We start from the raw sequence: 22,486 nt of genomic DNA, 5'->3' as shown, positions 1-22,486 counted from the left end.
CGTTGTGCCGTCCGGAAGTCGATATCGGGTGCCTTTGCTGGGATCGCCTAGCCGTTCGGGATTTCTACCCCGTTCTGTTGGGCCCACCTCCATAGGTTCTGAAGGTCTTCTGGTGAGCGGATCTCCCTGACATCAGGAGAATTACCGACGGGCAATTTGTCCAGCACCTTGCGGATATCGTCGGCGCTCGGACCGGTGGCAGGTTCCGGGGGCGGCGCCGGCGTCGGGTCCTGTTTCCAGGTGCGGTTGTCGACGGCCTGGATGCGGTTGCCCTGTGCCGGTGCGGCGGGGACAGGCATTGGCGGGACGGCGTGTCGGATGCCGGCCACGGCGGCGGTGACTTTGGCGGCGACTTGCTGATCGAGCCCGATCAGCTGGACGGCTCGTTGGCGGATGTCGCCGGCGAAGGCTTGTGCCTGGGCTTGCCGGGTGGCACGCTGCGCGGCCGACCCACCACTGCTTCGATCTGTGACCGACATGTCCTCGCCGACATCGAACCCCGCCGCGCGGGCATCCTGGACCGCGTAGCGCACCCGCGAGCGTGCCGCATACAGATCCGAGGCTCCGCTGCGGGCCACTTTGGCCGCCTCATGCGACTGGTCGGCCACCGCGCTGGTCGTCAGCATGTCGGAATGCGTCTCGGTGCGCAGCGTGTCCGCTGCCGCGCCTCGCCAATCCACCGCTAGCGTGTCTCGCCAGACCTGGTTGGCCATCCCGTAGCAGCGTCCGGCGACAGCCTCCCAGTGGTCAGCGGCCTCGGTGAGGTGCTCGGTGGGCCAGGCCAACTGCTGCGAAAGGGTGGGAAACGCCGCAACCACTGACATGTGCTAGGCGCGGATCACCGTACTGGCCACGGCGGCCAGCATGTTCGCCGAATCCGTCTCGTTGGCAACGTAGCGAGTATCAGCGGCGGCGACGTGGGCGGCCCGGGCGATCACCCGTGCGGCGAGCGCCGCCGAGAACGCCGTGACATCGGCGTGGGCGCCGTCGACCGCGACCGCGCTGGCTTGACCCGACAGACCCAGCCCCGTCGGGGCCGCTGTCGCGTTCAGTTCGCCCGCTGCGGCGCCCCAGCGGGTGGCCATGGTCTGCAGACCATCGCTATCGACACGCAGATTCTGCTGCATGGCGGCAGTGTAGCCACCCTCTTCGTCGCCCGCACTTCGGCGTCAAAAGACCAGGCGCACCGACCATTCCGCGTGCGGCGCCTCCCGTAACTCACCGGAGGAGGCGTCGACCACCAACGTCAACAATTGCACCACAATCCCGGTCAGTCGACCTCGATGCGGGTCGACGGTGGGGATGGTGACCGCGAGCCGGCTGTCGGGGCGAAAGATGGTGGCCGCGGTATTGGCGGGATCCTCGTAGAGCTGCAGGAGTCGCCACGGTGCCCGCGAAATGGCTTGCGGCACCGAAAGCTGCACCGGATAGCGCTCGCTCACCGGCAGTTCGCCCTGAGTCTGCGGTGTCTCACATTCGTCGAGTCGCAGCACGTTGCAATACATGTAGGGACCGACGCGGGTCAGGTGTCCGTGTGAGTACGCACTGATCTCAGGTCGCCGTGGATCGGGATCGCGCACCAATAGCCACGCGCCGAAACCTGCCCCGACGGACAACAGCAACACCACGACCGCGAGAAGCGCTACGCCCCAACGTTTCACTGCGGCATCATCGCCGGACCACGACGCGTGCTCTCCTGCTCGGCCAGGACCGGCCGATTACCGCCGAGACCCGGTATCAACGAGTCGCCCCGGAAGCTGACGACCGTCTGTGCCAGCCCCAGGATCAGCACGGCGCTGACGGCGGTGAACCCGACCCACAATTCGGTGTAGACCAACACGCCGACCGCGCCGCCGAGCACCCAGGCCAGCTGCAGCGTCGACTCCGAACGGCCGAACCCCGACGCCCGCGATTCCTCGGGCAGATCGTCTTGCAGCGAGGCGTCCAGTGAGGCTTTTGCGATTGCGCTGCAGCCCGACGTGATCAGGGTCGCGACGGCAGCCGCCGCGAGATTGCCGGCCACCGCGGCCGCCAGCGCGAACACCGTCACCACCACGGTGCAGCGCACGACCAGCACCGCCGGCCGGCCCAGTTGCAGGCGCGCGCTGGTGAAATTGCCGGCAAAGTTGCCGATCGCGGCCGCCGCGCCGATCAGACCCAACATGGCCAACTGAACCCACCCGTCGGCGTCGTGAGCTTTGGCGACGAACGCCGGATACAAGAACAGGAAGCCGACCATCACCTTGATGGTGCAGTTGCCCCACAGCGAGGTGATGATGTTGCGGCCCAACGGTTGGCGTAGTGTTCCGCCGAGGTTCTTGACTTCTTCCGGCCAGCTTCGCCGCAGCTTGCCGCTGTCGCGGTGGTAGCTCAGTGTGGCCGGCACCTCGCCGGTGGTCACTTCCACCCAGCTTGGGATCCGCATCGACAAGACGGCGCCGGCGATGGTGATCGCGACGACGACGAACAATGCGCCCGGGAGCTCAAACAGGTGGGTGCAGGCGAATTCGACCCCGGCGGCGACGGCACCGCCGGCCATGGTGCCGCCGAGCAGACCGAACACCGTCAGCCGGGAGTTGACCCGCACCAAATCGATCGTCGGCGGCATCACCCGCGGGGTCACCGCGCTGCGCAGCACGCTGAACGACTTCGAGAACACCATCATGGCCAGCGCGCACGGATAGAGCACCCACGACGGGAAGCTGCCGGTGGCGCCGTCGTAATTCATGATCAACACCAGTGCCAACGCGGTCCGAAGTCCGAACGATAGAGCCAGCGCCACCCGTCGGCCGTGCTGCAGCTTGTCCAGCGCGGGACCGATCAGCGGCGCGATCACGGCGAACGGTGCGATGGTGATCAACAGGTAGAGGGCGACGCGTGATTTGCTTTCACCGCTGGCCGCGGCAAAAAACAGCGTGTTGGCCAGGGCAACCGCCATCGCGGAGTCGACCGCGAAGTTGGCCATCACCGGCCAGGTCAGCGCGGTCAGGCCCGACTTGTCGGCGCCGTCGGCGGTGGCGGCGCGCTGCACCATCCAATACATCCGCGAGCCCATTTCGCGGCTGCGCATCGCCGCGGCCCGGGTGACGGTGATCCGTTCGCCGTTGCTGAACCCGCGCGACGGCGGCGGCTCGCTCTCGCGTGGAGGTTCCCGCTCCTGGCCCAGCGGCGGGAGATAGCGGTTGGCGCTCGACATGGGCGGCGGACGGCGCGGACGCCGATAGTCGGCGTGATCAGCGGGATAGTTGGCCATGCCGGGGTGCTCGTTGACCGTTCCGTTCCGGCTCCGGCGGCCCGCAGCCGGAGCCGTACGGCCCGGGTGATCACGCCGCCGTGCAGACACGCATCAATTCTGGCTTATCCCGTCTCCACGCGGAGGCAACCGGGTGTGGCTCGTCCACCGTGTCTTCCGGCAGTATGGATACGCACTGCAGAGAGGGAAGAGTGTGACCGGACCCTTGGAGAAGTCGGTGGAATCCGCCGTGGCGACCGTGACCGAATGGCCGCAGGACTTGGCGTCGCTGCTCACCGGCGCTGTGGACCAGGCCAGGGCGGCGGTCGTCGAGTTCAGTGGCCCGGATGCGGTCGGAGATTACCTCGGTGTCAGCTACGACGATCCCAATGCGGCGACACACCGGTTCCTGGCGCATTTGCCCGGCTACCAGGGATGGCAATGGGCCGTCGTGGTGGCTGCCTACGCCGGTGCCGACCATGCCACCATCAGCGAGGTCGTGCTGATCCCCGGTCCGACGGCCTTGCTGGCGCCGCCCTGGGTGCCCTGGGAGCGGCGGGTACAGCCGGGAGATTTGAGCCCGGGAGACCTGCTGGCGCCGGCCAAGGATGACCCGCGGCTGGTACCGGGCCAAAGCGCCAGCGGCGATCCGCATGTCGACGAGACCGCTGCCGAGATCGGATTCGGCCGACGCTGGGTGATGAGCGTGTGGGGCCGTGCCGGCGCGGCCGAGCGCTGGCACAGCGGCGACTATGGCCCCGACTCGGCGATGGCACGGTCGACCAAACGAGTATGCCGCGACTGCGGGTTCTTCCTGCCGCTCGCCGGAGCGCTGGGCGCAATGTTCGGGGTGTGTGGCAATGAAATGTCCGCCGACGGCCATGTCGTCGACAAGCATTACGGCTGCGGCGCTCATTCCGACACCCCGGCCCCGGCGGGTGGCGGCTCCCCGATGTATGACCCGTACGACGATGGGGTGCTCGACATCTGGGAGAAGCCGCCGCAATCGTCCGATTAGCCGTTTTCGGCGGCCGCCTTGATCTTTGCCAGCGAGGTGTTCATGCCGTCGACCAATTCGCGTTCGAAGTTGGCGGTGCCTCCCAAGAGGGCGTTGACCGACAAGTTGGAAAACGCGCTGACCCCGTTTTCGGCATGGCGGCTCTCGGTGACCCGGGTTCCTTCGCCATTCGGCTCCAGCTCGTAGCTCCAGATGCTGCGGTTGGTGTCGACCCGGAACGCCAGCTTCTTCTCCGGGATGACTTCGACGACGGTGCATGTCGTCGGCCAGAACAATCGATTGCGGCGGTTGAGGTTAAGGGTACGGGTGCCTTGGCGCAGCGGACCGAATTGGTGCGTCCAGCGACACTGCGGGCTCCATTGCGGCATTCGCCGCAAATCGGATATCAACGCCCAGACTTTCGAGGGTGGCGCATCGATATCAACCTGCGCCTGTAGCAGCGGAGCTACCATTCGTTCCTCCCGGATGTGTTGTGCACCACTATTTTTGGTCTTGTTGGTGGTCCAGATACGTCTCGAGTCCGGCTTGAGCGCCCCGTGCGCCGCGGCGGGCGGCGGCAAGCTGCCAGACGAATATTCCCGTGCCGAGCAAACCCACCGCCAGCCCGGCCACTGTCACCGGTCGCCATGTCTGAAGACTGGGCACGGCGAATGCGGCCACCGCGGCGGCCACCCAGCCGAGTGCGCCGACCATGATGACCGGCCACACTTCCAGTAGGGCTGCCGGTAATGGTGGTGGCTCGGGATTGTGGTCAGGTTCGTCACTCATCATCGGTTTCAACATAGCCCGCGACGATGCCGGCCGCCGTACGGGCGGAACGGGAGCGCCCGGGGTGCACGGCGCCCGGGGGTGCACGGCGCCGGGGTTGTCGCTGCTGACGGCGTCGAGCGTGCGTTGCGGGCGTCGAGCGTGCGTTGCGGGCGTCGAGTGTGCGTTGCGGGCGTCGAGCGTGCCGTCAGGGCGGGCCGCCGCGGATTTTTCCGCCCTACGCGCACGATCAAAGCCGTCCGTGCACACTCGATACGGCGGGCATGACCGTCGGCCTGGTGAGCCCGCGATTCTTCTGCTGTCCTGTCCCGAACGCCCGCCATCACAGAAGGTTTGAGCAAAGCCGCGAGCATCGGCGTGGCCGAAAACCGACGCCAAGGTGTGCGCGCAGCCCAAGCTACGGATGCCGACATCGATGACCGGCAGCCTTGTGGCCTCCGGAGGGCTTTGCATCGCCCCACAGATCACCGAACAAGATGGCGTACCTGGTAAGCGAGTCGACGCAGGACGCTAGAAGCCTCCTGGGCCTCTCGGGGGTCCGCCCGTGCAGCACCGATGTGACAGCTGGTATGGATGTGACGTTGCTGGACGATGCGACGCAACGGTTTCAAAATGCCGAGGGAGTGTGTCGACGGGGTGAGCGCTCAAGGCACGACCGCAATCGTTTGCCGTCGTTCTGATCGCGAGCATTGGGGTTCCGTTGTAACCTCGCGCTGTGCCTGACAGCGATGCGCAGCTGGCGAGCGACTTGTCGCTGGCGGTCATGCGTCTGGCGCGCCAACTTCGATTCCGGAACGCGTCATCTCCGGTGTCTTTGTCGCAGCTGTCGGCACTGACAACCCTGGCCAACGAGGGCGCGATGACTCCCGGCGCGCTGGCGATCCGGGAGCGGGTCCGCCCACCGTCGATGACCCGGGTGATCGCCTCCCTGGCCGACGTGGGTCTGGTGGACCGCGCCCCGCATCCCGTGGACGGCCGTCAGGTGCTGGTGTCGGTATCCCAAGCCGGCGCGGAGTTGGTCAGGGCTGCACGGCGAGCCCGTCAGGAGTGGCTGGCCGGACGGCTCGCGACGCTCGACAGCGGCAAACGCGACACCCTGCGCCACGCAGCCGACATCATGATGGCCCTGGTCGACGAAAGCCCGTGACTGTTCCCGACATCGACGTTCAAGACATCAGCGATCCCGACGATCCGCGCCTCGACGATTTCCGCGACCTGAACAGCGTCGACCGCAGGCCCGACCTGCCGTCCGGAAAGGGCCTGGTGATCGCCGAGGGCGTGCTGGTCGTGCAGCGCATGCTGGCTTCGCGTTTTACCCCGCGGGCAATGCTTGGCACCGACCGCAGGCTGGCCGAGCTCAGGGATGACTTGGCCGGCAGCCCGTCCCCTTACTATCGGGCCTCCGCGGAAGTCATGGCACAGGCTGTCGGGTTTCACCTCAACCGGGGGGTGCTGGCTTCGGCAAGCCGGTTACCGGAGCCCAGCGTTAGCGAGGTGGTCGACGGTGCTCGCACCGTCGTCGTGCTCGAGGGGGTCAACGATCACGAAAACCTGGGGTCGATCTTTCGCAACGCCGCGGGGCTGGGGGTGGACGCGGTGGTGTTCGGCAGCGGTTGCGCTGACCCGTTGTACCGTCGCGCGGTCCGGGTTTCGATGGGGCACGCTTTGCTGGTGCCCTACGCTCGAGCAGCCGACTGGCCCGCCGACTTGCTGATGTTGCAACAACGGGGCTTTCGGCTGTTGGCGATGACTCCGCGCGGCGACGCGCGCCGGCTGGGCGAGGCGATGGATGCGGTGCGTGACCAACCGATTGCATTGCTGGTGGGTGCAGAGGGGCCTGGACTGACAGCTGCCGCCTTGCGGATCAGCGATCTGCGGGTGCGGATCCCGATGTCGCGGGGCACCGACTCACTGAACGTGGCGACGGCGGCCGCATTGGCTTTCTACGAGCGGGCTAGGCTTGGCCCGTGAGCCGGGAGTTCGAAGCGCGCGACGAATCTGCGCCGTGGGCAACGGGTTTGGTGGTAGCCGGTTTCGTCGCTGCAGTGACCGGGGTCGGGATGGTGGTGCTCAGCCTGGGGCTGATCCGGGTGCACCCGTTGCTGGCGGTCGGGCTCAATGTCGTGGCGGTCGGCGGGCTGGCACCGACCGTCTGGGGCTGGCGGCGCACCCCGGTATTGCGCTGGTTTGTCCTGGGTGCGGGAGTAGGGGTCGCGGTGGCGTGGTTGACGCTGCTCGCGATGACCGGATTGGGGCGTGCTTAGCTCAGCGCTGCCCGCCGGAGCGCACCCCGAGCAGGACGTCCTCCCAGGCCGGGATGGCCGGCTTGCCCCGGCGATGGCTGGCTGGTGGTTCCGCCGCCGGGGCGGGTGCCGGCTTCGCCGGTTCGTCGAAGGCGAGGTGGGTCACCGGAGCCAGCTGCCGAGGTTTGAAGTCCGGGTCGATCAGCTCACTGGCCGCGTCGTCGATCGCGGTGACGGTGCCGCCATGAGCGCCCGGTGTGAAGCGGAAGTGCGCAAGGTTATCGGAACGGCCGGCCTGCCAGGCAAGCTGCACCGTCCAGCGGCCGTCTTCGTTGCGCCAGGCGTCCCAGCTGAGTTTCTCCGGGTTGAGGCCACGCGTCAGCAGCGCGGCGGTGATGGTTTCGAGCAGTGTCAGCACCGCTGGGCCGTCCGACAGCATGGGGTGCGCGGCCGTCGCCAGCTCGGCGGCGCGCAACCGTTCCAGCAACACCGGGTGGGCGAATCGCTGGATGCGCGCCAGATCGGAGCCCGACGCCGCGGCCACCTGCTCCACCGATGCTCCGGCGCGGATCCGGGCCTGAATTTCCTTGGGACTCAACATATTCGCTATTTCCATGTCCAGGTGCGGTTGAACCGGGTGCGCCGTATTGCCGCTCAGGACCGCCCGCAATCGGTCGTCGGCCGGCAGCTTGAATGTTTCGGCCGGTTTGGCGCCCTCGCAGATGAGGTATTTGCCGTCGGCATCCAGCCCAACCAGTTTGAGTTCCCGCATGGCTTCTCCTCGCAGGCTCCGCGCCTCTGAGCACCGGACCTGTTACCTGCGCACTTTAGTGCAGCCAACCCCGCAACCCGCGCTGACACGCGGGACGGTTGCGGGCGGATAACGACCAGGTTAAAGCCGCTCGACCACCCAGTCGATGCATTGGATGAGGGCGCTGACGTCATCGGGTTCGACGGCGGGGAACATCGCCACCCGCAACTGGTTGCGGCCCAGTTTGCGGTACGGCTCGGTGTCGACGATGCCGTTTGCCCGCAAGGTCTTGGCCACGGCCGCGGCGTCGACCTCGTCGACGAAGTCAATCGTGCCCACCACCTGGGAGCGCAGCTCCGGATCGGTGACGAACGGTGTGGTGTACGGCCGCTCCTGCGCCCACGAGTACAACCGCTGCGAGGAGTCCGCCGTCCGCTTGACCGCCCACTCCAGGCCGCCGTTGCCAAGCAGCCAGTCGAGCTGTTCGGCCAATAGCGCCAGCGTGCCGATCGCCGGCGTGTTGTACGTCTGGTTCTTCAGACTGTTCTCGATCGCTATCGGTAGCGACAAGAAGTCGGGAACCCAGCGCCCCGAGGCTGCGATGGCCTCGACGCGGGCCAGCGCGGCCGGGCTCATCAGCGCCAGCCACAGGCCACCGTCGCTCGCGAAATTCTTTTGGGGCGCGAAGTAATACGCGTCAGCCTCGGTGATGTCGACCGGCAGACCGCCGGCACCAGAGGTGGCGTCGATGACGATCAGCGCGTCGCCCGAGTCGGCGGGACGTCGCACCGGCACCGCCACCCCGGTCGACGTCTCGTTGTGAGCCCAGGCGATCACGTCCACCGACGGATCGGCCTGCGGCTGCGGCGCGTCGCCCGGGTCCGCCTTGATGATGATCGGGTCGCCCACGAACGGGTTCTTGGCGACGGCTGAGGCGAACTTCGAGCTGAACTCGCCGTAGGCCAGGTGCAATGAGCGCTTGTCGATCAGCCCGAATGCGGCGGCGTCCCAAAACGCAGTCGCCCCGCCGTTGCCCAAAATCACCTGGTAACCATCGGGCAGCGAGAACAGCTCGGCCAGGCCGGCGCGCACCCGCCCCACCAGATTCTTGACCGGCGACTGCCGGTGCGAGGTTCCGAACAATGCCGCCGCGGTGGTGGTCAGCGCCTGCAATTGCTCGGGCCGCACCTTGGACGGGCCCGACCCGAAGCGCCCGTCGCGGGGTTTGAGGTCAGCGGGAATCTCGAGGGCAGTCGTGAGCTGGTCGGCCATGGCAATCAGGGTAGTGAGCGATGGGGGACTGGCGACCACGCGGGCCGAATAATGCCGCGTCCAAGCCGGCCGGCGTGAGCAGCGTCACACTCCGCCGGTCGATACGGGCCCGGCCACAGCCCGTCCCCGGGTCTGGAGAATTCCCGGTACCAGCGGTACCGTGTTCATCAGACGTCCGAAAGTAAACCTCAACACAAACCTCATTGGGGAGGCTTCTCAGTGGACAAGACGCTCATGGTTCGGCGTTGGCGCCGCAACATGGAGGTTCGGGACGATACCGAGTACGTGGAGATGCTCGCCACACTGTCCGAGGGGTCGGTGCGGCGAAACTTCAACCCGTACACCGACATCGATTGGGAGTCACCGGAGTTCGCTGTCACCGACAACGATCCCCGGTGGATCCTCCCGGCGACGGACCCGTTGGGCCGCCACCCCTGGTATCTGGCGCAGCCCGACGAGCGCAAGATCAAGATCGGGATGTGGCGCCAGGCCAACGTGGCCAAGGTCGGGCTGCACTTCGAGTCCATCCTGATCCGCGGTCTGATGAACTACACGTTCTGGATGCCCAACGGGTCACCGGAATACCGGTATTGCCTGCACGAATCCGTTGAAGAGTGCAACCACACCATGATGTTCCAGGAGATGATCAACCGCGTCGGCGCCGACGTTCCGGGGATGCCGCGGCGGCTGCGCTGGGTCTCGCCGTTCATCCCGCTGGTGGCCGGCCCGCTGCCGGTGGCGTTCTTCATCGGAGTGCTCGCCGGCGAGGAGCCCATCGACCACACCCAGAAGAACGTGTTGCGCGAGGGTAAGACGCTGCATCCGATCATGGAACGGGTGATGTCCATTCACGTGGCCGAGGAAGCTCGGCACATCTCCTTCGCGCATGAATTCCTGCGTAAGCGGTTGCCGCAGTTGACTAAGCGGCAGCGATTCTGGACGTCGTTGTACTTCCCGCTGACCATGCGGATGCTGTGTAACGCAATCGTGGTGCCGCCCAAGGCGTTCTGGGAGGAATTCGACATCCCGCGTGAGGTGCGGAAAGAGTTGTTCTTCCGATCGCCGCAGTCGCGGAAGTGGTTGCGCGACATGTTCGCCGACGTGCGGATGCTCGCTTACGACACCGGCTTGATGGAAAGTCACCTGGCCCGGCTCATGTGGCGGCTGTGCAAGATCGACGGCGACCCGTCGCGGTACCGCAGCGAGCCGCAGCGTCAGCACCTGGCGACCGTGCCGGCCGCGTAATTCTTTATGCCGCACGTTATTACCCAATCGTGCTGCAATGACGCATCCTGCGTCTTTGCCTGCCCGGTCAATTGCATCCATCCCTCGCCGGACGAGCCGGGATTTGCGACGTCGGAGATGCTGTATATCGATCCGGTGGCGTGCGTCGACTGTGGCGCCTGTGTGAGTGCCTGCCCGGTGGGGGCCATCTCGCCGGACAGCAGGCTGGAATCGCGGCAACTGCCGTTCATAGAGATCAACGCCTCCTATTACCCGAAGCGGCCGGCCGACGCGAAACTGCCGCCGACGTCGAAACTGGCCCCGGTGATCCCGGCCGCCGAGGTGCGTACGCGCCGCCGTCCGCTGACCGTTGCCATTGTCGGATCCGGGCCCGCGGCGATGTATGCCGCCGACGAGCTCCTGGTCCAACCGGGCGTGCGCGTCAACGTCTTCGAAAAGCTGCCCACGCCCTACGGGCTGGTGCGCGCCGGGGTGGCGCCGGATCACCCGAACACCAAGCGGGTCACCACACTGTTCGACCGGGTCGCGCGCCATGACCGGTTCCGGTTCTACCTCAACGTCGAGGTCGGCAAGCACCTGACGCACGCCGAGCTGTTGGCCCACCACCACGCCGTGGTGTACGCAGTCGGTGCTTCCGACGACCGTCGCCTCGAGATCGACGGGATGGGGTTACCCGGCACCGGTACCGCGACGGAGTTGGTCGCGTGGATCAACGGGCATCCCGAGTTCGTCGATCTCCCAGTCGATCTCGGCCACGCCCGCGTCGTGATCATCGGCAACGGCAATGTCGCTCTCGACGTGGCGCGGGTGCTCACCACCAACCCCGGTGACCTGGCCCGAACCGACATCGCCGATCATGCGCTGCGGGGGTTTCGCGGCTCGGCGGTCCGTGAGGTGGTGATCGCTGCCCGCCGCGGACCCGCTCACTCGGCGTTCACCCTGCCCGAGTTGATCGGGCTCACCGCCGCATCGAACGTGATGCTCGACCGCGACGACCACCAGCGGGTCCTCGAGGACCTGGACACCGCCTCGGCGCCGCTGACGAAAGCCAAGCTGGAGATCCTGAGCGCCTTGGGCGACGGGTCGCCCAAGGCGTCGCACCCCCGAATCCGGCTGGCCTATCAGCTCACGCCCCGGCGCGTGCTGGGAACCCAACGGGCCACCGGCGTCGAGTTCTCCGTCACCGGCACCGATGAGGTGCGCCGCCTTGAAGCGGGCCTGGTGTTGACGTCAATCGGCTACCGCGGCACGCGAATTCATGACCTGCCGTTCGACGAAGCAGCGGCCGTCGTGCCCAACGACGGTGGTCGGGTCGTCGATCCCGGCACCGGGCAGCCGGTGCCCGGTACCTATGTCGCGGGCTGGATCAAGCGCGGGCCGACCGGGTTCATCGGTACCAACAAATCCTGCTCCTGGCAAACCGTTCAGGCGCTGGTCGCCGACTTCAATGCGGGCCATCTCACCGATCCGGCGGGCAAGCCGGCGGCGCTGGACCAGCTGGTGAGCACGCGTCAGCCCGACGTCATCGACGCCGCGGGCTGGCGTGCGATCGATGCCGCCGAGGTCGCCCGCGGCGGCGTCGACGGTAGGCCGCGCAACAAATTCACCGACGTCGCCGACATGGTTGCGGCGGCGACCGGCGCATCGCAGACGCCGCCACTGCGACGGCGCCTGCTGACGCGGCTGCGTGAGCTGGCCTGAACTAGCCGGTTGCCTGCGCGGACATGGCCTCTTGAATCTCGGCCACGCTGAGTTCCCGTACGGGTTGCCCGAGTGACCAGTGGTGGCCGAACGGATCGGCGACTACTCCGTATCGGTCGCCCCAGAACTGGTCTGCCAACGGGAGCACGACGGTGGCACCGGCGTCCACTGCCCGCTGGAACTTGGTGTCGACGTCGGTCACGGTCAGGTGGATGGTGACCGGGGTTCCGCCGAGTGACGTCGGTGTCGTCGACTTGCCGCCGCAGGTTTCCGGGAAGTCGTCGTTGAGCATCACCATGAAGCCGTTGATGCGCACCGCGGCGTGGATGAGCTTGCCATCGGGCCCTGGTATGCGGCCGAGCTCGACGGCGTCGAAGGCCTTGACGTAGAAGTCGATCGCCGCCGCGGCGTCGTCGACGACGAGGTGGGGGGACAGTGCTGGTTCCACGGTGATTGTCACGTTGTTCGCTCCCTTGGGTAGTTGGTGTCGCCCGCGCGGGGCTCACAGGTACTGACCGAACGTGGCGGCAATTTTCATCGCGTTTCATCGCGTTTCATCGCGCAGCGGGTTACGGCAGCGGCGCATACCCTCGCGAGCCTCCGCACGGCCGTGCGGCCGCGGGGAACAAATGGCGTGTGGCCAACGGGCGGGCCGCCTCTTGCGGTCTGACGTGGCGTTCTGATCTAGATGTGTCGACTGCTGTTGATACAATTGTTTCACCACATGTCTCAAACTGGCCGATAGCGATGCCCGCGTGTGCGCTGCCCGATTGACCATCCATCGCACGATGGACGCGCGTCAGCTGGAAGTGCGCACCCGGCTGCTTCAGGCAGCGCGACAGCTGATCCGCGAGCACGGTCATGAGGCCGTGGGCATGGAGTTGATCGCCACGACCGCAGGGGTATCGAGGGCGACGACGTACCGCTACTTCGCGTCCAAGGAACATGTCGTCTGCGAGGCCGCGTTGGCCTGGGGTCATGATGTTGCGGCGCGCTTACCGCAGGCCATCGAGGCGGCCGGGGAGACGGCCGGCGCCATCGACGTCGCGATCGAGCAGGTGGTGCACGAAGCAGCGTCGGATTTGTCGATGGTTCGGGCCACCATGGCCTCGGTGCTGGCGCAGGGCCCGGTAGCCGACGAGTTCCGCCGGGGCGTGCGTGAGATGTTCCGCGCGTTGCTGGCCGGTGGCGTCGACGACATCCCGGCGACCCTTGACCCGTCGATGACGTTGCTTGGGCGGGTCTTTTTCGCCGATCTGGCATTGCTGGGTGTCGGCGATATCAGCGTCGAGCAGTGCATCGAGGAGCTGCGGACGGCGGCGCAGCGCTTACTTACCGGCACTAATCACCACAACTAGGAGCAGACCCATGAGTCAGGTATCGCCTTTGCAACCGGTCTGGGATGAGCTATTGAACCTGTTGGGTGTCGGCTTCTTCGAATTTCCGCTGTATTTTCTGCCCGTCGTCGTCGCGGTCGTCTTGCTGGCCGGGATCGGCTTTTCGATAGTGGATGTCGCGATCTACCGGCGGATCTCGGCCAACGCGGCCACGAAGCTCGGAATTCGGATCATGTCGATGTACGTCGGCACGGGGATTTTGCTGTTCGTGCTGCACGCGACGTTCCACGTCTGGACGGCCGCGGTCCCGGGCGCCGCGCCGACGCTGCCGGTCTTTGTGGCCCAACTCATCGGTTTCATGGTGGTCGGCGAACTTCTGACCTATTGGTGGCACCGGCTAGAGCACGGCAACCGCTTTGTGTTTGAGAAGGTCCACTACGTGCATCACCGTGTCCAGTCGCCGTTGACCATCTGGACCAACTTCGTCGTGCATCCCCTCGAAGGCCTGATGGTGATGCTGTGCCTGTATGTTCCGCCGTTGCTGGTTGGTGCGCATCCGCTGGTGGTGGTCGCCTATGCGATCACGAACACGACCGCAATGGTGATCACGCACAGCGGATACGACATCACGTTCTATCCCCGCTGGTTGTTGCCGGCCGCGTCGGGCCATGAATTGCATCATTCCGAGCGGCGTCCCACCAACCTCTCGGTGGTGATGACATACGGCGACAAGCTGTTTGGCACATACAAGAATCCGGCCGGGTCATGCCAGCGACTCATGTCGCCGGCATGATCGGCACTCGCAGGGGGTGCTGGGCCATCCGGCGTGTATCCGGCCGACAGCCGACGCGTGATCGGTTGATTAGGAATACTTTTGGTATCACCATGAGTACTATCGGATCTCGACACGGATGCTTTTCGGTTTCAACACGAATACTTCTCCATCACAACGCCGGGTCGAATGAAACCACAAGCCGTGCCCGAATTCCCGACGGCCCTGCCTCACAGCGCCGTCCCCAGGGACCAACCGCCCATGGCCAAGGCTCGACAGGAGTGTTCCGCCGAGGCCCGACGGCCATCACGAATCGGCAACCCGGGCCGGCTCCGTGCCTGGTTGGGCAATCATGGAAAAGATGTTTGAGCAACCGCAGCTACCAGGCCGGTAGCGTAGCGAAACCCGCTGTGCGGCAGAGTACCTCAGCCGCAGTTCACACTCGGTACGTCGACCGGCCAAGGGTTCGCGTACGTAGCCGAGGGTTCCGCTGCGACGATGACCATCGTGTGTGAAACCGCTGGCTATCTGCGGAGTCGGCAGCCACATCGGTTTCCCTCCAACAGTATTCGAACGACACCGAACCAAGCGACAGCTGTCCACCGTTGATCGCCGGACAGATGGGCGCCAGCTTCGCACGCGTGCTTGGCCCAGCCTTTTTAGAGGCGCAACACAATGCCGTTGCATGTCAACATCTTTAACGAAGATTTGACGGCTTCTCGGTCACCCGAAAAGGGCTTGTCGAAACAGCGGGGGGTAGTCCCGGCGTCGAGATTGTCGAAGACGGGCGGTTGCGTGCCATGAGCGGCACCCGTCACCTCGCCTCCGAGCGGGTGCCTCGTCGAAGGCGGAAGCTTGTTGGAAGTGCCGGCGGGCCACCCGAAGGCGATTAGGTCAGCTAACCCAAAGTCGGATATTGACAATGGCTCTCGCGGCACGGCAAACTTCGCTCGGCATTCGCACCTTGGGGTCGAACACCTCTGATGTCAGGTGCGCAACGCGACCAAAAAATGCTACGGCAAGCGGCGACGAGCACCGAATTATCCACTGACAGTTGAACAATCACCGGCTCACTAGTGGATGCGCGAGGAGAATCCATGGGTTATGCCAGGCGTATCGGCGGCGTCTGGGCGATAACCGCTGTTCTGTTGGCTGGCAGCACGCCGACCAATCCTACGGTCGGCTACGCGTCGCCAACGGATTCGGGTTCCTCGGCCGGCGAGTGGGCAGACGTGCCGTCACCGCCTGGCGGGTCGGACACCGCGGTGGCTGCGGTACCGGGCGCGGCGGCAGCGGTGCCCGGCGCGGCCCTGCCGGGCGCGGCGGCAGCGGTGCCCGGCGCGGCCCTGCCGGGCACGGCGGCTGCGGTGCCGGGCGCGGCCCTGCCGGGCGCGGCGGCTGCGGTGCCGGGCGCGGCCCTGCCGGGCGCGGCGGCTGGGGCGCCGGGCGCGGCCCTGCCGGGGGCCAGCGCGCAACCGGTCGACCCCGCGAGCATTCCCGATGACCTGCTCAACGCCGTGATCGATTTTCTGGCCGCGGTCCGCAACGGGGTTGTGCCCGTCATCTTCAACCGGACTCCGGTCGCGACCCCCCAACAAGTCAGCATCCCCATCAACGGCAGCACCGGCCCCGTTCCATTCACGGCCTACGACCCCGACGGCAACAGGATGACCTTCAAGGTCAATCCGCGCGGTACACCTGGCGGACCGCAGCACGGCATCGTCAACATCAACCAACAAACAGCCAGCTTCACCTATACGGCCGATCCGGGTTTCGTCGGCAACGACACCTTCACCGTCGCCGTCAGCGACGACACCAGCCTGCACGTGCACGGCCTGGCGGGATATTTGGGTCCGTTCCATGGGCACGACGACGTCGCCACCGTGACCGTATTCGTGGGTGGCATCTCGACCACGACGATCACCGGTGACTTCAGCATCTTGACCTACAACATCGCCGGGCTGCCGTTCCCGCTGTCCAGCGCAATTCTGCCGCGCTTTCTGTACACCAAACAGATTGGGCAGCGGCTCAATTCCTACTATGTCGCCAACGTCCAGGAGGACTTCGCGTACCACGATTTCCTGGTCAAGAAATCGGATATGCCCAGCCAGACACCGCCTAGCCCACCCGCGTTGCTGTGGCCTATCGGCGTGCCCTTCTCCGACGGACTCAACACCCTCGCGCAGTTCAAGGTGAAAAGGCTCGACCGGCAGACCTGGTGGCAGTGCAATGCCGACAACTGCCTCACCGCCAAAGGCTTCAGCTACAGCCAGCTGCAGCTTCCGGGCGGCGAAACGATCGACCTCTACAACCTGCATACGAATACCGGCGGAGGCGTGTTGACGAACGCCAACCTTGCTCAGCTCACCAATTACATCCAGCAGAATTCCGGGGGCCGCGCGGTCATCGTCACGGGCGACTTCAACGCCCTATATTCCGACGACCAAAGCGCGCTTCTGCAATTCGCCTCGAACAACTCGCTGACCGATGCGTGGGTGCAGGTGCAGGGTGGTCCCACCAGCCCACCTTTCGCGCCCACGTGCAAGGTCGGCAACGAGTGCGAGCTGCTGGACAAGATCTTTTACCGAAGCGGTCAGGGAGTGACGCTGACTGCGACGGCCTACAGCAACGAGGCGCCAAAGTTCTTCAACTCCAACGGTCAGCCGCTGTCGGATCACAGTCCGCCCATGGTGACCTTCCAGTACACCGCCGACAATGTCGGTCCCTAGACTGCAACTGTCCCTAGGTCTTGACTGCCGGCTGTTGCCCTTCAGCGCCTGATGACGGTGGGCAACCAGCAGGAGCGGCTGCGCGGTGCGAGGGAAGTCCTTCCCGTCGAATCGCACGTCGAACAAGGAGTGGATTAAAGAGTCGATTCAAGCGGACGTGAGAACCTGGTCCCACCCTGCGACAGATTCGGGGCTGCGCGGACCCGGCCCGACATAAATGGCCGACGGGCGGACCAGCTTGCCGAGTCGCTTCTGCTCGAGGATGTGCGCACACCAGCCAGCGGTGCGCCCGCAGGTGAACATTGCCGGCATCATGTTCGCCGGCACTCGGGCGAAGTCCAGAATGACGGCGGCCCAGAACTCCACATTGGTCTCGATCGCCCGGTCCGGGCGCCGTTCCCGCAGCTCAGCCAGTGCAGCCTGCTCAAGCGCCATGGCGACGTCGTAGCGCGGCGCGCTCAGCCGTTCGGCCGTTGCCCGTAGTACCCGTGCCCGCGGGTCCTCGGCGCGGTAAACCCGGTGCCCAAAGCCCATCAGCTTGTCGCCCCGGTCCAAGATCTTCTTGACCAGACCACGTGCGTCGCCGGTGCGCTCGACTTCTTCGAGCATCGGCAGCACCCGCGCCGGCGCCCCGCCGTGCAGCGGTCCGCTCATCGCGCCGATCGCTCCAGACAGCGCTGCGGCGACGTCTGCACCCGTGGAGGCGATCACGCGCGCGGTGAACGTCGAGGCGTTCATGCCGTGCTCGGCGGCTGACACCCAGTACGCGTCGATGGCTTCGACATGTCTGGGATCCGGCTCGCCTTGCCACCGGGTCATGAAACGCGCTGTGACCGTAGAGCATTCGTCGATGACTCGCTGCGGCACGGCCGGCTGGTAGATACCGCGCGCGGACTGCGCGACGTAGGACAATGCCATCACCGATGCACGGGCCAGCTGCTCGCGGGCGGTGCGATCGTCGATGTCGAGCAACGGCGCGTACCCCCAGATAGGGGCCAGCATCGCCAGTCCCGCCTGCACATCGACCCGCACATCGCCGGTATGAATGGGCAACGGGAACGGTTCGGCTGGCGGCAGCCCATGGCCGAATTCGCCATCCACCAGCAGCGCCCACACGTCTCCGAATGTGACCCGTTGACTCACCAGATCGTCGATATCGACGCCGCGGTAGCGCAACGCGCCGCCGTCTTTATCCGGCTCGGCAATCTCGGTGGTGAAGGCCACCACGCCATCAAGACCAGGGACAAAATCTTCCGGGACCACAGTCATAGGCAAATTCTCGCACCCCAGCACCCCGCGGACGCTACCGGCTGGTAGCGACACCGTTAGCGTTGACACGATGACAGATCATCTGGCTGGGATGCGGGTTGACTACGGGTCCGTCGAGAAGGACGGAAGCCCCGACCTGGATGCGGACTGGCTCGCCGACGGGTGGCTGGCGTTGTTCCGCAAGTGGCTCGACGAGGCCGAACGCGCTGGCGTCGCCGAGCCGAATGCGATGGTGCTGGCCACCGTCGCAGCGGGCCGACCGGTCAGCCGATCGGTGCTGTGCAAGGGCGTGGACGAGGCGGGGATCACCTTTTTCACCAACTACGAGTCGGCCAAGGGCGCCGAGCTGGCGGCTGTGCCTTATGCGTCGGTGACATTTCCGTGGTATCAGCTGGGTCGACAGGTCCACATCCGCGGTCCGGTCAGCCGGGTTGATCCCCGAGTGACCGAAGACTACTGGTCCAAGCGGCCGCGCGGGTCACAGCTGGGAGCGTGGGCGTCGCACCAGTCGCAGCCGATCACGTCGCGCGCGGCGCTGCTCGATCAACTCGCTGAAGTGACTGCGCGGTTCGCCGACGCGGAGCGCATTCCGGTTCCGCCGGACTGGGGCGGTTATCTCATTGGTCCTGAGGTGGTGGAGTTCTGGCAGGGCCGGGAAAACCGGGTGCACAACAGGATCCGGGTCATCGGCGGTCATATCGAGCGTCTGCAGCCCTGATGCGACGAGGATGTTCGCCGACGCGGCGCCGCGAAGCGGTATAGGGGAGAGTAGTTCCCAGATCAAACCGCTGGCGGGCCGAGTGTGTAGTGGCGGTTTCGAATGTGAGCTCACGGTGGCCCAAAGGGCCTTGGGCCCGCCGCGGCCGCACGCTCGACGTCGTGACGGCACATTCGACGCCCTGCACGCATACTCGACGCCGCAGCTGCACACTCGACGCCGCAGCTGCACACTCGACGCCGCAGCTGCACACTCGACGCCCTGCACGCATACTCGACGCCGCAGCTGCACGCTCGACGCCGCAGCTGCACGCTCGACGCCGCAGCTGCACGCTCGACGCCGCAGCCGCACGCTCGAGACGGAGCTAGCGCGCGAAGGCCTACCCGCATGCGCGGACAAGCCCAGAAAGACCCGACATGCGCCGCACGACCTGCAGATTCGACCCCGGGCAGGCGCTCCGTCGTGTCAACGACTACCTTCACCTATACGCACCGAGTGGGGCTGCCATATCAGCCAGAGCGCAAAGGGGTTCTCGTGGCCGACACCGACGACACCGCAACTCTGAAGTACCCGGGGGGCGAGATCGACCTGCAGGTCGTCCATGCCACCGAGGGTGCGGACGGTATTGCGCTCGGTCCGCTGCTCGCCAAGACGGGACACACGACATTCGACGTCGGCTTCGTCAACACCGCCGCCTGCAAGAGCTCCATCACCTACATCGACGGAGACGCCGGCATTCTGCGCTACCGCGGGTACCCGATTGACCAACTGGCGGAGAAGTCGACCTTTATCGAGGTCTCCTACCTGCTGATCTACGGAGAACTGCCCACCCCCGACCAGCTGGCCGAGTTCACCGGCCGGATCCAGCGGCACACCATGTTGCACGAGGACCTCAAGCGGTTCTTCGACGGCTTCCCGCGCAATGCGCACCCGATGCCGGTGTTGTCCAGTGTGGTCAACGCGCTCTCGGCGTACTACCAGGATGCGCTGGACCCGATGGACAGCCGGCAGGTCGAGCTGTCGACGATTCGGCTGCTGGCAAAGCTTCCGACCATCGCGGCATACGCCTACAAGAAGTCGGTGGGCCAGCCGTTCCTCTATCCCGACAACTCGCTGACGCTGGTGGAGAACTTCTTGCGGATGACGTTCGGCTTCCCGGCCGAGCCCTACCAGGCCGACCCGGAGGTGGTGCGGGCGCTGGACATGCTGTTCATCCTGCACGCCGACCACGAGCAAAACTGTTCGACATCAACGGTGCGGCTGGTGGGCTCGTCGCGGGCCAACCTGTTCACCTCCATCTCCGGCGGCATCAACGCGCTGTGGGGCCCGTTGCATGGCGGCGCCAACCAAGCGGTGCTGGAAATGCTCGAGCAGATTCGCGAGAGCGGCGACGACGTGGGCGAATTCGTCCGCAAGGTGAAGAACCGCGAGGCCGGCGTCAAATTGATGGGCTTCGGCCACCGGGTCTACAAGAACTACGACCCACGCGCGCGGATCGTGAAGGAACAGGCCGATAAGATCCTGTCCAAGCTGGGCGGCGACGACTCTTTGCTGGGCATCGCCAAGGAGCTCGAAGAGGCGGCACTGACCGACGACTACTTCATCGAGCGCAAGCTCTACCCGAACGTCGACTTCTACACCGGCCTGATTTACCGTGCGCTCGGTTTCCCGACTCGGATGTTCACCGTGCTGTTTGCGCTGGGCCGGCTCCCGGGTTGGATCGCGCACTGGCGGGAGATGCACGACGAAGGCGACAGCAAGATCGGCCGGCCGCGCCAGATCTACACCGGCTACACCGAACGCGATTACGTGGCCATCGACGGGCGCTAGCCCATAGGGCTCGCGGGGTTAGAGGCTGGCCAACACCGCCATGGCGGCGTTGTGCCCGCCGATGCCCGATACCGCCCCGCCGCGGCGGGCGCCCGACCCGCACAGCATGATCCGTTCGTGACCGGTGGCCACCCCCCATTGCCGGGCCGGTGTATCCAGCGGTTCGTCGTCCTCGGCGAACGGCCACGACAGGGCGCCGTGGAAGATGTTGCCCCCGGTCATCAGCAGGGTGCGCTGCAGGTCGACGGTGGTCGTGGTCTCGAGGCACGGCCGGCCGTATGCGTCGGTCATCAAGAGGTCCTGAATAGGTTCGGCCAGAACGGAATTCAGTGACGCTAACACCGAGTGCGTCAGCTGCGCCCGTACCGCGTCCGGGTCGGTGCCGGAGCACAGCGAATGTGGCGTGTGCAAGCCGAACACGGTCAGGGTGTGCACTCCCGCGGCGCGCAGCCGGTCCGACAGGATGCTGGGATCGGTCAGCGAATGGCAGTACGCCTCGCACGGCAACGGGTCGGGCAACCGCCCGCCGGAAGCCTGTGAATACGCGGTGTCCAGTTGTGTCCAGGTCTCGTTGACGTGCAAGGTCCCGGCGAAGGCCTGCTCCGGGCTGACGCCGGTGTCCCGCAACCGGGGTAGTCGGCGTACCACCATGTTCACCTTGGTCTGGGCGCCCGGGGGCAGTGAGGGCTCCGGTTCGCCCAGCAGGCCGGCCAAGACCGCCGGTGTCACGCCGGCCAGTACGAACCGCCCTCGGATCGCATGCGCGTCGCCACCCGCGCGGTAGCGCACCTCCCCGGTCGGATTCACCGCGAAAACGTCTGCGCCAGTGATTATTTCGGCACCGTGGCGGGCGGCTGCCGAAGCCAGGGCCGACGTCACCGAACCCATGCCGCCGACCGGGACGTCCCAGTCTCCGGTACCCCCGCCCAGCACGTGATACAGGAAGCAGATGTTCTGCTTCAGCGACGGGTCGTCCAGTCGCGCGAAGGTGCCGATCAGCGCGTCGGTCGCAATCACCCCCCGGACCAGGTCGTTAGCCACCGCGCCGGTAATGGCGTGCCCGATCGGCTCGTCGATCATGGCCTGCCAGGCGCCCGCCGACGCCCGGCCGACGCGGTCCACGACGTCGCGGCGTGCCTGCTCGCGGGTGCGCAGCGGCTCGATCAGCGTCGGCCAGAGCCGTTCGGTCACCAGTCGGCACCGGCGGTAGAAGGCGTCGAAGCCATGCTCGTCAGCCGCGGCGCCGATCGCGGCGAATGTGCGTGCGCCGTTCGGCCCGACGAGCAGACCGGACCGCCCGGCGGTAGCCGGGTCCGGCGTATACGACGAATAGGGTCGACGGGCCAACCGTATGTGCGCGCCCAGGTCATCGACGATGCGCTGCGGCAACAGGCTGACCAGGTACGAATACCGCGATAGCCGGACCTCGACACCCGCGAAGGCCTGCGCCGACACCGCGGCCCCACCGGTGTGTGACAGCCGCTCCAGAACCCGCACCGTAAGCCCCGCCCGGGCCAGGTAACCGGCCGCGACCAGGCCGTTGTGACCGCCGCCGACGACGACGACATCGAAATCCCGCATGGTGTCGACAGGCAGCCCGG

At 66.0% G+C, this 22,486-nt stretch carries 22 protein-coding genes; 11 read left to right on the top strand and 11 right to left on the bottom strand.

Going from position 1 to position 22,486, the window contains the following annotated elements:
- Window positions 1-47: 47 nt before the first annotated feature.
- From EET10_RS23290 to EET10_RS23275, 4 genes are read right to left on the bottom strand one after another with little or no spacing between them, the layout of a single operon-like run.
- Window positions 48-824, bottom strand: coding sequence for a hypothetical protein (locus EET10_RS23290; RefSeq protein ID WP_122502535.1), 777 nt, complete (start codon window positions 822-824; stop codon window positions 48-50).
- A gap of 3 nt (window positions 825-827) precedes the next feature.
- Complete coding sequence (locus EET10_RS23285) at window positions 828-1,127, bottom strand: hypothetical protein (RefSeq protein WP_122502534.1); 300 nt, start codon at window positions 1,125-1,127, stop codon at window positions 828-830.
- A 42-nt stretch (window positions 1,128-1,169) separates the two neighbouring features.
- Window positions 1,170-1,661 (bottom strand): DUF2771 domain-containing protein, encoded by a 492-nt coding sequence (locus EET10_RS23280; RefSeq protein ID WP_036393639.1) that lies wholly within the window; start codon window positions 1,659-1,661, stop codon window positions 1,170-1,172.
- On the bottom strand, window positions 1,658-3,253 hold the full coding sequence (locus EET10_RS23275) for an MFS transporter (RefSeq protein WP_099187687.1): 1,596 nt from the start codon (window positions 3,251-3,253) through the stop codon (window positions 1,658-1,660). Before EET10_RS23275 ends, EET10_RS23280 begins: the two co-directional genes overlap by 4 nt.
- Window positions 3,254-3,446: 193 nt before the next feature.
- Between EET10_RS23275 and EET10_RS23270 the strand changes: the two genes are divergently transcribed.
- Window positions 3,447-4,250 carry a DUF3027 domain-containing protein gene (locus tag EET10_RS23270; RefSeq protein WP_036393633.1) on the top strand — a complete coding sequence of 268 codons (804 nt, stop codon included), beginning with the start codon at window positions 3,447-3,449 and terminating at the stop codon, window positions 4,248-4,250.
- On the opposite strand, the gene EET10_RS23265 is transcribed toward EET10_RS23270, so the two are convergent.
- Together EET10_RS23265 and EET10_RS23260 are read right to left on the bottom strand one after the other, a co-directional pair.
- Entirely contained in the window at window positions 4,247-4,702 is a 456-nt protein-coding gene (locus EET10_RS23265) for an SRPBCC family protein (protein ID WP_036393630.1), read from the bottom strand. The two genes, EET10_RS23270 and EET10_RS23265, sit on opposite strands and share 4 nt — an antisense overlap.
- Before the next feature lie 28 nt (window positions 4,703-4,730).
- Entirely contained in the window at window positions 4,731-5,018 is a 288-nt protein-coding gene (locus EET10_RS23260; protein WP_036393912.1) for a DUF2530 domain-containing protein, read from the bottom strand.
- 715 nt (window positions 5,019-5,733) lie between these two features.
- Here EET10_RS23260 and EET10_RS23255 point away from each other — a divergent pair.
- From EET10_RS23255 to EET10_RS23245, 3 genes are read left to right on the top strand one after another with little or no spacing between them, the layout of a single operon-like run.
- Complete coding sequence (locus tag EET10_RS23255) at window positions 5,734-6,165, top strand: Rv0880 family HTH-type transcriptional regulator (protein WP_036393628.1); 432 nt, start codon at window positions 5,734-5,736, stop codon at window positions 6,163-6,165.
- Entirely contained in the window at window positions 6,162-6,989 is an 828-nt protein-coding gene (locus tag EET10_RS23250) for a TrmH family RNA methyltransferase (protein WP_036393625.1), read from the top strand. The genes EET10_RS23255 and EET10_RS23250 overlap by 4 nt, the downstream gene beginning before the upstream one ends.
- Window positions 6,986-7,282: a DUF2537 domain-containing protein gene (locus EET10_RS23245; protein WP_036393623.1), complete on the top strand. Its 297-nt coding sequence runs from the start codon at window positions 6,986-6,988 to the stop codon at window positions 7,280-7,282. Before EET10_RS23250 ends, EET10_RS23245 begins: the two co-directional genes overlap by 4 nt.
- A gap of 1 nt (window position 7,283) precedes the next feature.
- Here the strand turns inward: EET10_RS23245 and sepH are convergent, their stop codons facing one another.
- Window positions 7,284-8,033, bottom strand: coding sequence for a septation protein SepH (sepH, locus tag EET10_RS23240; RefSeq protein WP_036393621.1), 750 nt, complete (start codon window positions 8,031-8,033; stop codon window positions 7,284-7,286).
- Window positions 8,034-8,153: 120 nt separating this feature from the next.
- On the bottom strand, window positions 8,154-9,284 hold the full coding sequence (serC, locus tag EET10_RS23235) for a phosphoserine transaminase (protein WP_122502533.1): 1,131 nt from the start codon (window positions 9,282-9,284) through the stop codon (window positions 8,154-8,156).
- 219 nt (window positions 9,285-9,503) lie between these two features.
- Here serC and EET10_RS23230 point away from each other — a divergent pair, with 219 nt between their 5' ends.
- Together EET10_RS23230 and EET10_RS23225 are read left to right on the top strand one after the other, a co-directional pair.
- Entirely contained in the window at window positions 9,504-10,529 is a 1,026-nt protein-coding gene (locus EET10_RS23230) for an AurF N-oxygenase family protein (RefSeq protein ID WP_036393615.1), read from the top strand.
- 6 nt (window positions 10,530-10,535) lie between these two features.
- Window positions 10,536-12,230, top strand: a complete 1,695-nt coding sequence (locus EET10_RS23225; protein ID WP_122502532.1) for an FAD-dependent oxidoreductase — start codon at window positions 10,536-10,538, stop codon at window positions 12,228-12,230.
- Between the two features lies 1 nt (window position 12,231).
- On the opposite strand, the gene EET10_RS23220 is transcribed toward EET10_RS23225, so the two are convergent.
- Complete coding sequence (locus EET10_RS23220; protein WP_036405174.1) at window positions 12,232-12,690, bottom strand: VOC family protein; 459 nt, start codon at window positions 12,688-12,690, stop codon at window positions 12,232-12,234.
- A gap of 328 nt (window positions 12,691-13,018) precedes the next feature.
- On the opposite strand from EET10_RS23220, the gene EET10_RS23215 reads away from it, so the two are divergent.
- From EET10_RS23215 to EET10_RS23205, 3 genes are all read left to right on the top strand, one after another.
- A complete protein-coding gene (locus tag EET10_RS23215) occupies window positions 13,019-13,588 on the top strand; it encodes a TetR/AcrR family transcriptional regulator (protein ID WP_051490624.1) in 570 nt (189 codons plus the stop codon).
- A 10-nt stretch (window positions 13,589-13,598) separates the two neighbouring features.
- Window positions 13,599-14,360 carry a sterol desaturase family protein gene (locus EET10_RS23210; RefSeq protein WP_081260769.1) on the top strand — a complete coding sequence of 254 codons (762 nt, stop codon included), beginning with the start codon at window positions 13,599-13,601 and terminating at the stop codon, window positions 14,358-14,360.
- A 1,076-nt stretch (window positions 14,361-15,436) separates the two neighbouring features.
- Window positions 15,437-17,068, top strand: coding sequence for an Ig-like domain-containing protein (locus tag EET10_RS23205; protein ID WP_122502531.1), 1,632 nt, complete (start codon window positions 15,437-15,439; stop codon window positions 17,066-17,068).
- 147 nt (window positions 17,069-17,215) lie between these two features.
- Here EET10_RS23205 and EET10_RS23200 read toward each other — a convergent pair whose 3' ends face one another.
- Complete coding sequence (locus EET10_RS23200; RefSeq protein WP_036405178.1) at window positions 17,216-18,337, bottom strand: citrate synthase 2; 1,122 nt, start codon at window positions 18,335-18,337, stop codon at window positions 17,216-17,218.
- A 91-nt stretch (window positions 18,338-18,428) separates the two neighbouring features.
- On the opposite strand from EET10_RS23200, the gene pdxH reads away from it, so the two are divergent.
- Window positions 18,429-19,055 (top strand): pyridoxamine 5'-phosphate oxidase, encoded by a 627-nt coding sequence (gene pdxH / locus EET10_RS23195; RefSeq protein WP_099187685.1) that lies wholly within the window; start codon window positions 18,429-18,431, stop codon window positions 19,053-19,055.
- A gap of 534 nt (window positions 19,056-19,589) precedes the next feature.
- On the top strand, window positions 19,590-20,885 hold the full coding sequence (locus EET10_RS23190; RefSeq protein WP_036405182.1) for a citrate synthase: 1,296 nt from the start codon (window positions 19,590-19,592) through the stop codon (window positions 20,883-20,885).
- A gap of 18 nt (window positions 20,886-20,903) precedes the next feature.
- Here the strand turns inward: EET10_RS23190 and EET10_RS23185 are convergent, their stop codons facing one another.
- Window positions 20,904-22,466, bottom strand: a complete 1,563-nt coding sequence (locus EET10_RS23185; RefSeq protein WP_036405184.1) for a phytoene desaturase family protein — start codon at window positions 22,464-22,466, stop codon at window positions 20,904-20,906.
- Window positions 22,467-22,486 lie beyond the last annotated feature (20 nt).

This window comes from Mycobacterium pseudokansasii (assembly GCF_900566075.1).
GTDB classification, from domain to species: domain Bacteria; phylum Actinomycetota; class Actinomycetes; order Mycobacteriales; family Mycobacteriaceae; genus Mycobacterium; species Mycobacterium pseudokansasii.
This window is presented reverse-complemented; position numbering and strand designations above follow the sequence as displayed.

What these genes read in the sequence shown, in the direction of transcription:
- EET10_RS23290 (WP_122502535.1), bottom strand. Translation starts at nt 824, where the DNA reads ATGTCAGTGGTTGCGGCGTTTCCCACCCTTTCGCAGCAGTTGGCCTGG.
- EET10_RS23285 (WP_122502534.1), bottom strand. Translation starts at nt 1,127, where the DNA reads ATGCAGCAGAATCTGCGTGTCGATAGCGATGGTCTGCAGACCATGGCC.
- EET10_RS23275 (WP_099187687.1), bottom strand. Translation starts at nt 3,253, where the DNA reads ATGGCCAACTATCCCGCTGATCACGCCGACTATCGGCGTCCGCGCCGT.
- EET10_RS23265 (WP_036393630.1), bottom strand. Translation starts at nt 4,702, where the DNA reads ATGGTAGCTCCGCTGCTACAGGCGCAGGTTGATATCGATGCGCCACCC.
- EET10_RS23260 (WP_036393912.1), bottom strand. Translation starts at nt 5,018, where the DNA reads ATGAGTGACGAACCTGACCACAATCCCGAGCCACCACCATTACCGGCA.
- sepH (WP_036393621.1), bottom strand. Translation starts at nt 8,033, where the DNA reads ATGCGGGAACTCAAACTGGTTGGGCTGGATGCCGACGGCAAATACCTC.
- serC (WP_122502533.1), bottom strand. Translation starts at nt 9,284, where the DNA reads ATGGCCGACCAGCTCACGACTGCCCTCGAGATTCCCGCTGACCTCAAA.
- EET10_RS23225 (WP_122502532.1), top strand. Translation starts at nt 10,536, where the DNA reads ATGCCGCACGTTATTACCCAATCGTGCTGCAATGACGCATCCTGCGTC.
- EET10_RS23215 (WP_051490624.1), top strand. Translation starts at nt 13,019, where the DNA reads ATGGACGCGCGTCAGCTGGAAGTGCGCACCCGGCTGCTTCAGGCAGCG.
- EET10_RS23210 (WP_081260769.1), top strand. Translation starts at nt 13,599, where the DNA reads ATGAGTCAGGTATCGCCTTTGCAACCGGTCTGGGATGAGCTATTGAAC.
- EET10_RS23205 (WP_122502531.1), top strand. Translation starts at nt 15,437, where the DNA reads ATGGGTTATGCCAGGCGTATCGGCGGCGTCTGGGCGATAACCGCTGTT.
- EET10_RS23200 (WP_036405178.1), bottom strand. Translation starts at nt 18,337, where the DNA reads ATGACTGTGGTCCCGGAAGATTTTGTCCCTGGTCTTGATGGCGTGGTG.
- pdxH (WP_099187685.1), top strand. Translation starts at nt 18,429, where the DNA reads ATGCGGGTTGACTACGGGTCCGTCGAGAAGGACGGAAGCCCCGACCTG.
- EET10_RS23185 (WP_036405184.1), bottom strand. Translation starts at nt 22,466, where the DNA reads ATGCGGGATTTCGATGTCGTCGTCGTCGGCGGCGGTCACAACGGCCTG.